The 13,381-nt window shown below is 44.0% G+C and carries 15 protein-coding genes; 8 read left to right on the top strand and 7 right to left on the bottom strand.

Annotated features, from left to right (window positions below; all coding sequences use genetic code 11):
• The first annotated feature begins 152 nt into the window (after positions 1–152).
• Complete coding sequence (locus tag CAG69_RS18740; protein ID WP_005375307.1) at positions 153–452, top strand: YfcZ/YiiS family protein; 300 nt, start codon at positions 153–155, stop codon at positions 450–452.
• Between the two features lie 74 nt (positions 453–526).
• On the opposite strand, the gene CAG69_RS18735 is transcribed toward CAG69_RS18740, so the two are convergent.
• Positions 527–799 (bottom strand): YnjH family protein, encoded by a 273-nt coding sequence (locus CAG69_RS18735; protein WP_046873765.1) that lies wholly within the window; start codon positions 797–799, stop codon positions 527–529.
• A gap of 317 nt (positions 800–1,116) precedes the next feature.
• Between CAG69_RS18735 and CAG69_RS18730 the strand changes: the two genes are divergently transcribed.
• The gene (locus CAG69_RS18730; RefSeq protein WP_161445623.1) at positions 1,117–1,716 is read left to right on the top strand and encodes a hypothetical protein; all 600 of its coding nucleotides are present in this window, start codon (positions 1,117–1,119) and stop codon (positions 1,714–1,716) included.
• Positions 1,717–1,789: 73 nt separating this feature from the next.
• Here the strand turns inward: CAG69_RS18730 and CAG69_RS18725 are convergent, their stop codons facing one another.
• Positions 1,790–2,899, bottom strand: a complete 1,110-nt coding sequence (locus CAG69_RS18725) for a 1-acyl-sn-glycerol-3-phosphate acyltransferase (RefSeq protein ID WP_161445621.1) — start codon at positions 2,897–2,899, stop codon at positions 1,790–1,792.
• A 191-nt stretch (positions 2,900–3,090) separates the two neighbouring features.
• Here CAG69_RS18725 and CAG69_RS18720 point away from each other — a divergent pair, with 191 nt between their 5' ends.
• Complete coding sequence (locus tag CAG69_RS18720) at positions 3,091–3,699, top strand: hypothetical protein (protein ID WP_047008435.1); 609 nt, start codon at positions 3,091–3,093, stop codon at positions 3,697–3,699.
• A 121-nt stretch (positions 3,700–3,820) separates the two neighbouring features.
• Here CAG69_RS18720 and CAG69_RS18715 read toward each other — a convergent pair whose 3' ends face one another.
• Complete coding sequence (locus tag CAG69_RS18715) at positions 3,821–4,303, bottom strand: hypothetical protein (protein ID WP_006742203.1); 483 nt, start codon at positions 4,301–4,303, stop codon at positions 3,821–3,823.
• A 14-nt stretch (positions 4,304–4,317) separates the two neighbouring features.
• A complete protein-coding gene (locus CAG69_RS18710; RefSeq protein ID WP_161445619.1) occupies positions 4,318–4,851 on the bottom strand; it encodes a nicotinate-nicotinamide nucleotide adenylyltransferase in 534 nt (177 codons plus the stop codon).
• A 177-nt stretch (positions 4,852–5,028) separates the two neighbouring features.
• On the opposite strand from CAG69_RS18710, the gene nadE reads away from it, so the two are divergent.
• A complete protein-coding gene (nadE, locus tag CAG69_RS18705; RefSeq protein ID WP_006742205.1) occupies positions 5,029–5,859 on the top strand; it encodes an ammonia-dependent NAD(+) synthetase in 831 nt (276 codons plus the stop codon).
• Between the two features lie 99 nt (positions 5,860–5,958).
• On the opposite strand, the gene CAG69_RS18700 is transcribed toward nadE, so the two are convergent.
• Positions 5,959–7,776, bottom strand: a complete 1,818-nt coding sequence (locus CAG69_RS18700) for a hybrid-cluster NAD(P)-dependent oxidoreductase (protein WP_161445617.1) — start codon at positions 7,774–7,776, stop codon at positions 5,959–5,961.
• A gap of 267 nt (positions 7,777–8,043) precedes the next feature.
• On the opposite strand from CAG69_RS18700, the gene CAG69_RS18695 reads away from it, so the two are divergent.
• Complete coding sequence (locus CAG69_RS18695) at positions 8,044–8,208, top strand: YqaE/Pmp3 family membrane protein (protein WP_005375297.1); 165 nt, start codon at positions 8,044–8,046, stop codon at positions 8,206–8,208.
• A 155-nt stretch (positions 8,209–8,363) separates the two neighbouring features.
• Positions 8,364–9,392, top strand: coding sequence for a dihydroorotase (gene pyrC, locus CAG69_RS18690; RefSeq protein ID WP_048625318.1), 1,029 nt, complete (start codon positions 8,364–8,366; stop codon positions 9,390–9,392).
• A 98-nt stretch (positions 9,393–9,490) separates the two neighbouring features.
• Here the strand turns inward: pyrC and CAG69_RS18685 are convergent, their stop codons facing one another.
• Positions 9,491–10,396, bottom strand: a complete 906-nt coding sequence (locus CAG69_RS18685) for a DUF808 domain-containing protein (protein ID WP_046873771.1) — start codon at positions 10,394–10,396, stop codon at positions 9,491–9,493.
• Positions 10,397–10,568: 172 nt separating this feature from the next.
• Between CAG69_RS18685 and CAG69_RS18680 the strand changes: the two genes are divergently transcribed.
• A complete protein-coding gene (locus tag CAG69_RS18680) occupies positions 10,569–11,486 on the top strand; it encodes a M14 family metallopeptidase (protein WP_161445615.1) in 918 nt (305 codons plus the stop codon).
• Here the strand turns inward: CAG69_RS18680 and CAG69_RS18675 are convergent.
• On the bottom strand, positions 11,481–12,269 hold the full coding sequence (locus CAG69_RS18675) for an AraC family transcriptional regulator (protein WP_005385013.1): 789 nt from the start codon (positions 12,267–12,269) through the stop codon (positions 11,481–11,483). The two genes, CAG69_RS18680 and CAG69_RS18675, sit on opposite strands and share 6 nt — an antisense overlap.
• A gap of 98 nt (positions 12,270–12,367) precedes the next feature.
• Here CAG69_RS18675 and CAG69_RS18670 point away from each other — a divergent pair, with 98 nt between their 5' ends.
• Positions 12,368–13,273, top strand: coding sequence for a DMT family transporter (locus CAG69_RS18670; protein ID WP_161445613.1), 906 nt, complete (start codon positions 12,368–12,370; stop codon positions 13,271–13,273).
• The last annotated feature ends 108 nt before the right edge of the window (positions 13,274–13,381 follow it).

Here is a 13,381-nt window from a genome sequence, read left to right as displayed (position 1 = left end):
ACATTAACGTTCTTGATGATTTAGTAATCCAATCTTTAACCCTTACTTAACAAGCGCCTATTCTGTTCTTTTTTTATTCAAAACTCGTCATTTTTGTAGATACAGATCAAATACCTGATAGAATACCCTTAGTATTTACAAGAGGATTCGTTATGAGTGTCGAATTAGAAAAAAACCAAGTATGTGAAGCTTGCGGCTGCGCAGGCGAGATTGGCTTCATCATCAAAGAAGGTGACGAAGTTGCCGACGTAACGGTTTTCGCACAGACAAAAACAGAGCTAGAGTCTGAACTACAAAAATACATTGAGCTCGCTAAATCAGTATGTGCTGATGTTGAATACAATGTTTCTGAAATAACAGAAGAGTCAAACCAAGCGACGGCTCGATTCAAATTTGAAGTAAGTGCTGAAAAGCTTATCTTTGAATTAAAAACTCGCTCACTCGCGCGTTAATGGAAAAAGCGAGCTCTGTGCTCGCTTTTTTATTTTTCCGTTATCCTAATATTAAACAGACCGTTTTTTGGCGTTTATTTATCTTTTTTGAATACCACCCACTTTAACGAACCATTCGTTTCAAAATCGTTCTCAGCTGTACACATCAGTAATACACCCTCAACATTAATCACGGCTCCGGTGGTGTAGGCTTTATCATCGTAGTAACAGATACGCTGACCTACCTTGCCGTCAGCGACCACCAGCGCTTTGCTTTCTGGCGTACTGTATGATTTAGCAAAAGCGGCCCCAGATAGTAGTACTGCTACAACACCAGCGACAAAAATAGACACTCTTTTTAACTTCATGAAAATCTCCCTCAGACGCTCATGATACTAACAAGGACGCTTGTTCAGTTCTTGGCAGAACCTCATATTCTTCATATCTCTACTGATATTTTTCTCACATTTACTTTTAAATAAACTATATAATCAATCACTTAATCATTCCCTAACTTGCACACTGAAGCAACTCGGCATCGTGAGAGCGTGTATGCTTTCAGATAAAGCCCTAATTTGAAGTTCTTGGGCTAAAAATCAAAAACTGTTAACAAAGTATGCATAATGAGTCTATTTAAGTATAAGATGAGCACTTAAGATCTCTATGTTTAACTAAGTCTCTGGCTATGCGTATTGTTTCCCTTTTCCTTACTTTGATGCTGCTCTGCTTCTCATCTTACGCATATGAGCTAGATTACTACTCTAAGTTTGGTCACACCGATAATTACGGTAATCTTGATCTACGAAACAAACCTTACACCCAATTACCTTCTGGGTTAGTGGTCAAAGGCAACTTAAATATCTCGCAAACCCCGATCAAAAAGCTGCCTAAGGGGCTTGATGTTGGAGGCAGTTTGGAAGCAACCAACAACGCGCTCAAAACCATTCGCTCAGGTACAAAGATAAAAGGTTATGCGAATCTACTGGGTAGTAAGATCGAAAGCTGGCCTAGGGGCATCAAACTCGGCGGTTATCTGAACTTGACGGATACACCATTAAAAACGCTCCCAGCTAAACTTCGAGTCAAAGGCGATTTAAGTGTTATTCGCACTCCTATCTCTGCTCTTCCTGAAGGATTGGTGGTTGATGGTAACCTTTATATAGGAGGGTCCGCGCTACAAGTATTTCCAGACACGATGACGGTGAAAGGGAATATCTTTTTAGGTGGTAACAAGATCACCAAGTGGCCTAGCAATTTAACCCTTGGCGGGGCTGTTGCACCTTAAAAAGCAGACAAGAAAAAGCCCCGGGAAACCGAGGCTTTAAGGCGTTCATAATCCATCAATTCAGTAATGAATATTACTCTTGATTGTTCACTGGGTTGGCATAGCTCGCCACCAAATAAGGTCTTGCCCCTTGAGGTAACTGCTCCAATTTATCCGCGAGGTGACGCTTCACCGCCTCTGTGATGATGCTTGAATCTTCGCGTCCAGCAGCTAGCAAGTTGATTGGGTACAACTTGTAGTTGTTGTGAATTTGGCGGTCGATTTCGCCGGCAAGAGATTCTGGCGTTTCAAACTCTTGATCAATCATATCACCAAACGCGACATGCACACGGCCTTTATAACCAATGATGCCCTGAATGATGCTTTCGATATCTTCAAATTCACCTTTTTCATAACGGCCATTTTCTGCTTTTTCGTACAGCTCTTTTGCTTTGGCAATGTCACATGGATCATTTTCATAGGCAATCGAGACAGGAACGATTTTCAAAGAACGCGTGTATTCACCAAAGCTGATCTTCTGCTTGCGGCCTTCAACATGGAACATTTTTAAAATCGCAGGATCAGTAAAGTCGTTTCCATCTTTGGCACGACCTTCCTTTTGGGCAATCCAAATTGAATTACCGGTATCAAGCGAGTGTTTAATGTAGCTCGACAGTTGTCCTAATGCTTTCATCATTTCTCTAGGCGCCTTAGCAGAGCGCTTAACGATGAAGCTTTTATTGAGTCGCATCAATTCTGTCGCACATGGCTTCTTCAGCAGGTTGTCACCAATCGCAATACGAACCGTACGGTGCCCACTTTGGTACAAGCCATAGTTTACTAGCGCAGGGTCCATCGCAATATCACGGTGGTTAGAAACGAATAAGTACGACGTGTTTTTATCCAGCTTATCCAAACCAGAAAAAGTGACGCCATCCGTTGTCTTATTCAATGTATCTTTCAGATACTTCTTCACTTCAATCTGAATCGCTTCTACAGAATCAAGCTTGCTCCATTTAGCTTTCAGATAGATGCGCAGGATCGGGCTCATTAGCGTTTTAAACCACGCTGCTTTATTAGCAAAGCGATGATCGAGAATAGCAGTGATAAATTCATCATCTTGGATTAGACGATCCAGCGCTGCTGGAATTTCTTCGTCATTGTAAGGACGAATTTCAATATAAGGATCGGTATTGGCAGTCATTGTTCATTACATATCAAAAAAAGCTGGCACATTTTACGCATAGTTTTGCTGACAAGCAGCATTTCAACCCATACTTTTAACATGGTCATACCAGTTAGGCTACAATTTCTCATGCTAAAAAATTCTCTCAGCTGGTTGGAATCGTATAGGTTTAACGTTACCCTTAGCGCCAAAAAACACTGGTACTCATAATGAACTACGCAATTGAATTTCACGACGCTAAATACCCCTTTCTTGAAGTAGCTGCGCGCAAAAAAGCACTGAAGCACAGTCTGCTGTCTGTCGTCGAAGGGTTAGCCGTCATTAAATTGGGTAAGCAGGAGTATGCCATTGAACCAGGCCAATATTTTTGGATTCCTCAAGGATGTTTGAGCTCCCTCACCTTTTTACCTAATTCTCGTGTATATCGTTGTGATTTTTCTGTGCGTTTAAATGATGACTTCTCACAACAAGCGGGGTTTGTGAAACCTTCACCGCTGCTAAAAGCCCTCGTCGAGAAACTAGCAACAACAGCCGAGCGCTCAGATCTGCAAACCGATCTGCTGACGGTAGTAAGACATGAAGTATTGACTCTCTCTCCTAAACTAGCGCACTCAACGTTAACAAAAACCATCAATCAGTGGACGCCTGGTTGTGACATGGACATTTCTAAAGAGCTGTGCTTGGTACTCACACTCCGTGAAGCAAGGAAAATGAAGCTGTCGGGAAAGAAAGAAGAGCAGATTGTCGATACGCTTTTTGCGGGTAACACAGAAGAATATGAGCAGCTTTGCTTTTTGGTCTTTGGAGAAGCGCTATAACTCGCATTCTAACGAGCCATCTTTTCAGTATTACGCAGAGTGACGCGCGCAGAAAATAGAGACTCAAATAAAAAGGGCGTGCATGGATGATGTACGCCCTTTTTATGTTCGCTCAAGGTGACTAGAAGGGAACTTCAATCTGCATCATCCAGTCAGCGTCGTAATATTCGTGCCAACGATAATCAAATCGCATTCTTGGCTGCCCGTCGGATTTATCACCAAAACCCACGCTGAACATCAGGCCATGACTACGGAGCCACTCTTCTGTGTCCATTTTGCTCTCTTCGTCTCGGAGCTCTTCCGGCATCCAAAAACCAAGTCCAAAATAATTCTTTTCTAGATTTTGGGTTAGGAGTGGTGTGTCTTCCGGCTTAATCGCCCACTCTTCCCAATAGTTTTCTGTTGGCCCTTCGAATTTCGCTTCCGCAGCATACCAAATCAACGCATCCGTACTTAATACGCCAATGGAATCTAAAATTTCTTCACAGATAGGAAGGGTGTTATCTTCAAACACAACAGAACGATCAGAAAAATAGTTACACGCAGAATGAGCTTGTGTGACCACAAGCAGCGCACATGCACTAAATACGGCTAATCTGACCATGAAAATCTGACCTCTCAGTTCCCAGATAATGTTTCTTTGTATAAGCCTTCGTTAAGCAACAATTCACAGACGGACGGGGTTGTGTAGGCGCTTATGCCTTCACCCGTAACCAATGCGTTACGTATATCCGTGCTTCTGACTTTTACTTTTTCAGGGCACGCCATAACAGTCCAACGTTCCATAATCTCTTCTGCTCTACTAAATTTAGCAAATTTGAAGAAATTATCAGGACCTATGACAAAAGTTATATCGGCTGTTGGGTAGATTTCTTGAATTTTTTCTAACAACGCATAGGTTGTCACACTTTGTCCGGGTTGGTACAAAGCTTGCTCTGCATCAGAACGCCGAACATTAGAAAGTCCCATATCTTTGATGAATGCATCAACCATTTTGCACCGAGTTGGGTAATCGAGCATATTCTTGCCCCAAGCGTGTGCAATGCTAGGTTCAAGTAGCACAAGGTCAAAGTGGCTCAATGACTCAATAACACTTTTGTGCCCTAAACTAGGTGGGTTAAATGCACTACCAAAAATGGCGATTTTTTTCATATCCGGTGATTACCTGGTTGAAGAGAGTTTTCTAATCTGATGATTTCGGTATGATACTACTAATCTTTACAGCTTTTGACCCTAAAGTCGTGTTTATCAGTCTCAATTGCATGGTTTATCACCATTTGAGCAAGCGGGCTTTGGTGTCTGAAATATTTGCAGGAAAAGGAACCCTAAATGGAACAATCCATCCGTGATGAAATGCGTGTACTCCCTTCAATTGATCCGCATTTTGAAATTGAACGCCGTATTGCTTTTATTAAGCGTAAGCTACAAGAAGCAGGTTGTAAGTCACTGGTGCTTGGCATTAGTGGCGGTGTTGACTCAACCACGTTAGGTCGCCTTGCCCAGCTTGCAGTAGAACAATTGAATGCGGAATCTGGTACTGACAAATATCAGTTTATCGCAGTACGTCTGCCTTACGGTGAGCAAAAAGATGAAGATGAAGCGCAACTGGCACTCTCTTTCATCAAGCCAACACACTCTGTGTCTGTGAACATTAAAGATGGTGTTGACGGTTTGCATGCGGCGACTGATACCGCGTTGCAAGGGACTGGCCTGCTTCCGACTGAAGCCGACAAAATTGATTTCGTAAAAGGTAACGTAAAAGCGCGAGCTCGTATGATTGCACAATATGAAATCGCTGGTTACGTTGGCGGCTTAGTATTGGGAACAGACCACTCAGCAGAGAACATCACCGGTTTTTACACTAAGTTTGGTGACGGCGCGTGCGACCTTGCCCCTCTATTTGGTTTAAGCAAGCGTCAAGTCCGCGAGTTAGCTGCAACATTAGGCGCACCAGAGCTGCTTGTTAAGAAAGTACCAACGGCAGATCTAGAAGAACTAGAGCCGCAAAAAGCAGATGAAGATGCTCTGAACTTAACTTATGAACAGATCGATGACTTCTTAGAAGGCAAACCCGTTCCACAGCAAGTGAGTGATCGTCTGGTAGCGATTTACAAAGCAACGCAGCACAAACGTCAGCCAATCCCAACGATTTACGACTAAGCGATATTTTCCGTTCACTTTTAAACTCAAAACGCTGCTAAAAATAGCAGCGTTTTTTTGTCTAGGAACAGTTTTTTCGAAGGACAAAGTTGCTCTCGCCTAGTTGGTTACCGTTACGTCCGTCTCTGGCACAGCACAACACGCCAATACGGTTCCCATTGCACGTTCCTCATCAGTCAGCGCGGGCACGTCCGGATGATGAACTTGCCCCGACGTAAGCTGAACTTTACAGGCACCACATAAGCCTGCACGACAGCTATTGCTGATGACCTTCCCAGCATCTTCGAGCTGATCTAACAACGTTTTTTGGTTGTTGCCTACGACTTTAGTTCCATTAAAGTCAATAGCGAGACTTTTCTCTGGCTTTGACGTAAGAGAAGAAACTCCAAACGCTTCTTGATGGTAGTTTTCCTCTGGCAGCCCTTTTCTTAGTAGAAGACTTTTTGCTTTATCCATAAAGCCATCAGGACCACACACAAACACTTGGCGCTGTTCAACATCTTTGATTTGCTTGATATGTGACAAACTTAAACGCCCTTTTAACCCAAACCAATCAACGGCAGGCTGCGTTAAGCAGATTTTCACTTCTAACCCCGGGTGCTCACGCTTTAACTGCTCCAACTCTGAGCGACAAGGAATATCATTTTCGGTACGACATTGATGGTAGAAAACCACGTTCTCCAACTGATTGTGATCCGCTAAGTAACGTACCATCGATAGCATTGGTGTTACTCCACTGCCTGCAGAGAGTAAGAGCAGAGGCTGCGCTTCATGCGTTTTAAGGTGGAACTGACCGTCAGGTTGTTCTGCCTCTAAAACATCACCGACTTGTAAATTGTCTAAGAGCGAATTAGAGACTCTTCCACCAGCAATACGCTTAACAGAAATAGCATAACGACCCGGACGAGAAGGACTGGATGATAAGGTATAGCGTCGACCCACTTTCTTCCCATCAATATTCACCTCTATTGGCAGGTGCTGTCCTGGCAAGTAATTAGGCAAAGAACCTTTGTTTGGCTCTAACCATAAGGTCACGAAGTCTTGGGCGATTTCCTCACGCTCAACACATGTTAACGTCATGCGCACTGGCGAGTTATCCGCGTAAAACTCCGGTTCTTTATACTCCAATACTTCAACTTTATCGCCTTGACGAATAATGCCTTCATTTCGCGCGACAAGATTTTGCCCGAAGAACACACCACCGACATCATTTGCACGGAACTGTTGTAAGGTTTTAAGTGGCTCCTTGCTCTCTCGGAACGTGCCTCTTTGAGTATTCACCGTAGTCAGGATACAGCGCTCGCAAGGTTTGAGAGACTCAAACTCTACCTCACCGATTCGTATGCGCTTCCATGAATCTTCTTCAAACGGCTTGGTATCAGAGACCACTAAGTTAGTACGGAACTGATCCATAGAGTGTTGCTCAGAGCTTCTTCGGTTCAGTTCATCAAGGGAAGCCTGGCTAATCACTAACACCGGATAACCATCGGCAAAGCTAACGTTTTGTCCTAGCTTTTCGCGAACACGATTCGATTGCTCACCACTAAACAACAACTCAACACGTTGACCCAACACACGACTAAACCAGTCATCTGCATCATCTGTCGTGGTATAGGCAGTAAACGTATCTTTCCAAACCGTTGCAGGTGTCTCCTGCATTTTGAAATCTTGGTAACGGATTTTAAGTGGCTCCATACCCAAACTACTAAACACCACTCCATCGGACAATAAGGCTGACTTAATGGTTACCATTTGCGGATACTTTCGCGCAGTGATCATCGAGCCATCAGCTTTCGCAATCATAAAGCGACGATCGAAGCTCAATCCTTGCTTCTCAACCCATACGGATGACAGCGATAATCCGCCAACTGACTTAACCGGAAAAACATTAATTTGGGATAAAACGGGTTGCGACATGGCCTTCTTCCTACGGGTGTTTTTTATTTGTTGCGGTATTGTATACTCAAATCACATTAAGTTGCAGAGTCTACTGCCTCTTCATCCATCGCAACTTTCTCGAAACCATATTCTTATAAATTTGGTTTTAGTGACAAGTATTTACTACACTCAATATTCGCGTTTTTTAACACCGTTCTGACCAAATACCGTTTGATAAAGTGTGATACGACACACATAATTCACCCAAGTTATCACTACTCCCATTTATCGATTTGGAGCTTAATTATGGATACAAGAAAACTGGTTCTGATTTTGTTATGTATCTTTCTTCCGCCTGTCGCGGTGTTTATGGAGAAAGGTCTAAATAAAGACTTTTTGATTAACCTAATATTGACGTGTTTCTTCTTTCTGCCGGGTACGATCCACGCGCTTTGGTTAACAATGAAGTAATCACTTACACTCTCACTCTGTAGAAAAGTGAAAAATGGGATGAAATGTGAGGGCAATTCCTCTATCATCCTGTCGCCTAAGCGCAAGCGTTTGCTCAAAAGCAAATACGGCGCTTGGGCTCCAATCAGACAACTTTTCAATGGTGGGAGCAATTAATGACAACACTGACAATCACTCGTCCTGACGACTGGCACGTTCACTTACGCGATGGGGAAGTTCTTAAAGACACCGTTCGCGACATCAGCCGCTACAATGGCCGTGCGCTGATCATGCCAAATACCGTCCCACCAGTTACTACAACTGAGCTCGCCCTAGCCTACCGTGACCGAATTCTAAAAGAGCAACATGGCGAACAGTTTGAACCTTTGATGGCGCTTTACCTCACAGACAACACCACACCAGATGAAATACGTAAGGCTAAAGCCACCGGAAACATTGTTGCTGCCAAGCTTTATCCTGCAGGCGCTACCACAAACTCAGATTCCGGTGTGACCAATGCGAAGAACATTTACCACGTTCTCGAAGCAATGGAAGAAGTCGGAATGTTACTTCTGGTTCATGGCGAAGTAACACATCACGATGTTGATATCTTCGACCGAGAGAAAGAATTCCTTGATACTGTCCTCGCTCCTATCGTCAATGACTTCCCTAATCTTAAAATCGTTCTAGAACACATCACCACTGCCGACGCAGCAAACTTCGTTAATAACGCCTCAGATAACGTAGCGGCTACCATCACTGCTCACCATCTTCTTTTCAACCGTAACCATATGCTTGTGGGTGGTATTAAGCCTCATTTCTACTGTTTGCCAATTCTTAAGCGCGGAACCCACCAGCAAGCGCTGATCGAAGCAGCAACTAGTGGTAGCAAGAAGTTTTTCCTAGGTACAGACTCGGCACCACATGCGAAAGGGGCAAAAGAGTCCGCTTGCGGTTGTGCTGGTTCTTACACTGCACACGCAGCGCTAGAGCTTTATGCAGAAGTATTCGAGAATGAAGGCAAGCTGGAAAACTTGGAAGCGTTTTCAAGCTTCAATGGTCCTGATTTTTACGGCATTGCGCGCAACACGGATACGGTAACGTTAGAAAAATCCGCTTGGGATGTGCCGGAAACGATGCCATTTGGCAATGATATCGTTGTGCCTATTCGAGCAAATGAACAAATTGAGTGGAAAGTGAAGTAAGTACTTTACTGACGTTCCATCCATAAAAGAGGGTCATGCCTTTCTGTGAAAAGAAGTCATGACCCTTGTTGTTCTTTTCTTGTTTTGAGCTGTGATTATTAGTGGCCGCGAATTTTTTCTACAGCTGTCCACACAGCAACCACAATCAAACCCGCCACAAAACCGATAATGCCGTTAAGCAAAATAGGCAGAATCGCTGTAGCAACCGAATGACCACTAAAGTTCATAATAATCGGCTCTACAAAGTGATGAATGGCAGGCACGTTGTGCACTACAATCCCCCCACCGACTAAAAACATCGCGGCAGTACCCACAATCGTTAACAACTTCATCAGCTTTGGTGCAAAAGCAACTAAAGCACTGCCGACTTTTGCCATCCAGCCCTTACCTTTTGAGCGAATTTCAAGGTAGAAGCCCAAGTCATCCAATTTCACGATGCCTGCTACTAAGCCATAAACACCAATGGTCATGATGACTGCAATTAAGCTCACCACTAAGATTTGCGTCACAAGGCTCGCCCCAGTCACGGTACCCAACGCAATCACAATGATTTCCGCTGAAAGAATAAAGTCCGTTCGAATCGCACCAGCAACTTTGCGTTTTTCATACTCTTCTATCGACTCGCCAGTATTAACTAACTCTTCTTTTTCTTCGTGCGGATGCGAGTGAGGGAATACTTTCTCAAGCACCTTTTCTGCCCCTTCAAAGCAGAGAAACAAGCCGCCAATTAGCAATAATGGCATGATAAGCCATGGAATAATGGCGCTAATGAGTAAAGCAGAAGGAACTAAAATCAATTTATTTTTGAATGAGCCTTTTGCAACCGCCCAAACCACTGGAATTTCTCGCTCAGATGCAACACCAGACACTTGTTGAGCGTTTAACGCTAGGTCATCACCCAACACACCTGCGGTTTTCTTTGCCGCCATTTTCGACATTAAGGCGACATCGTCGAGTACCGTGGCAATATCATCCAACAGTGTGAGTAAACTTGCTCCAGCCATTTTTTGTCTCTTATATGAAATTGAGTAAGTAACAAAATGTAACACCAATAAATCACTCATCAAAGTGATGATTTTGCAAAGAATACTATCCCAAATGGTGTTTTATATTGCCGTTAAGATAAGACAGGTCTAGTCTTGTGGTACCTTTCAGCAGTCAAAAGAAAAAGTATAGATGAAAAGTGGATACATTTACCCAATCGGTACCCCTGGCCAACCTTGGAGCGAAGAAGAACGTAAAACCTGGTTAGCAACGCAAGAAGTAAAACGTAGCTACAAAGATGAAGTCGTCAGTAAAATCGATGCTCTACGCGAGCGTTTTGATGTTGAACAATATGGTGCGCTCTCATACAACGAGGCACGTTTCCCTCTGTTTTGTATCAAAACATGCAATTGGGATTCAACGAAGCCTATTGTATTGGTCACAGGCGGCGTGCACGGTTACGAAACCAGCGGTATACATGGCGCTTTAAAGTTTGTAGAAACAGAAGCAGAGCGCTACGCAGAGTATTTCAATATTGTCGTTGCACCTTGCGTGAGCCCTTGGGGTTACGAGGTGCTCAACCGCTGGAACCCAAACGCGATTGATCCAAACCGCTCTTTCTATAAGGATAGCCCTGCCGAAGAATCTGCCAACCTCATGAAGCTCGTTGCGACATTAGGCGATGTATTAATGCACATTGATTTGCACGAGACGACAGACTCCGATGAAACAGAGTTCCGTCCTGCGCTTGCCGCTCGTGATGGCATTGAGTACATCGAGGGCATGATCCCAGACGGTTTTTACACAGTTGGAGATAGTGAAAACCCTCAACCCGAGTTTCAAAAAGCGGTGATTGAATCGGTTGCGAAAGTGACTCACATTGCGCCTGCAGATGAAAATGGCGAAATCATTGGTTCACCCGTCGTACAGTTTGGCGTTATCAACTACCCAATGGTGAAGCTGGGTCTGTGTGGCGGCGTAACAAATTGCATTTACGGCACGACAACGGAAGTGTACCCAGACAGCCCAACGGTGACCGACGAAGAGTGCAACGATGCGCAAGTTGCAGCCGTGGTCGGTGGTCTGAATTACGTTCTGGCTCAGTTATAATAAGCGGTTCTTATATTGCTCCGGTGTCATGCCGGAGTATTTCTTGAACATTGCGATAAAAGGGCTAGCTTGGTTATAACCTAACGTCAATGCGACTTCCTTTACGGTCTGTCCTTTACGCAGCAACTCCATAGAATGTAAATATCGCACACGTAAGCGCCACTCAGTAAAGCTCATGCCCAACTCACTCTGGCAATGTCTCGCTAACGTGCGTTCTGTGGTGTGCACTTTTGCCGCCCACTCCGCCAAACTGATCTCATCCGTCGGCGATTCTTCTACTGCTTTTAAAATCGGTTCAAGATACTTATTGTCGGTTGTCGGTAAAAAGTGATGTTCGACTTCTTGCTTTGCAAGCTGGTCCAATAACACTTGTACCAATCGCTTGTCTTCATCAGTTTGCGCCACGTTAATGTCTCGCTGACGAAAGTCCTCAATAATCGATGACACGATTGGAGTCACTTTGATCAAGCTCGTTTTAGTTGGGAAATGCGCCGTCAATTCAGGGGCAATATTCAAAGAACAATATTCGATTGGCTTACGGTTGTAGCTCGTGTGACGGATTCCGGCGGGAACCCAAATAGCAAGATGTGGAGGTGCTAGAAATCTTGTGTCTTCTGCATCCATCTCTAGGATCCCACCGCTGATCAGTTGCACTTGCCCCCAAGGGTGGCTATGAATTCGTGTTTCTGTATTAGAGAGAAACGCTTCAAAATTCATAAATACATCCGATGGTGCGCGATCGATTGATAAGGAGGGGTGAAGATTTCTGGCGCTCTTTTTCAAAATTGTCTTCCTATCGCTTACGATGTCTTTTAAGAGATACTTTTTATTATAAAGACCTGCCAGACTAGCGTCATCAATAATTGTGCTATAGGGTTCTCATGATTTATTTACTTCCGTTTTTCACCGTTATGATTTGGGGTGGTAACTCAATTGTGAACAAGATGGCTGCGAGCGCCATTGAACCAAGTGCGATGAGTTTCTACCGTTGGTTTGTCGCAATGGTACTCCTAACGCCATTTTGCCTGCCTGCAATCATCAAACAACGACACATTATTCGACCTTACTTAGCTAAGTTGGCGTTTCTTGCGTTACTTGGTATGGTTCTCAACCAGTCACTTGGATACTATGCCGGTTTAACAACAACGGCCTCTAATATGGCCCTGATCACCTCTTTAGTTCCTTTGATCAGTGTGTTTTTAAGTGTCCCATTGCTCGGTAAATCTATATCAATGTTAAGTATCGTCGGTGGTGTCATTTCGCTCGGCGGCTTGGCATTTATGCTTGGTCATGGTGATATCACCTACTTTTTACATCAAGACATGACCCAAGGTGATAGCCTTATGCTGATTGCAGCCATGGTATACGCGGCTTATTGCGTGCTGCTAAAACGCTGGAAGATGCCGTTCAGTAGTTTGACTCTGGTTTACATGCAAGGCTTCTTCTCGGTTGTGATGCTTACACCACTTTGGCTCTCTAGTGAGCAACTGTTACCAAGCCAAGACGCGCTACCATTAATCGCCTATGCTGGCATTGCGGCTTCCATTTTTGCGCCGTTAATGTGGGTGAAAGCGATTGATTCAATTGGCGCTGATTCAAGTGCCATGTTCATGAACTTAATGCCCGTCGTTTCTGTCGTACTTGCTTCAACGTTGATTGGTGAGAAAATTTACGCTTACCACATTATTGGTGGGCTGTTAGTCATCTCTGGCGTTATCCTGTCGCAAATAAAAATACGACACAGAAAGCCATTGCCCAATTCCGAGGTTGCCTCCACCGCCAATTAATCCCAGTTCCCCAAGCCACAGAACTACGCTGTGGCTTTTTGTTTTCAGCGTTCGAATAAAAGTTAATATTTTGTTTCATTCTCTATTCCCGAAAATTCATCTTACTGC

The organism is Vibrio sp. V43_P6S15P86, assembly GCF_009904725.1.
Taxonomy (GTDB): Bacteria; Pseudomonadota; Gammaproteobacteria; order Enterobacterales; family Vibrionaceae; genus Vibrio; species Vibrio diabolicus.
The sequence above is the reverse complement of the archived record's forward strand: the minus strand, read 5'-3'. Positions and strand labels throughout refer to the sequence as shown.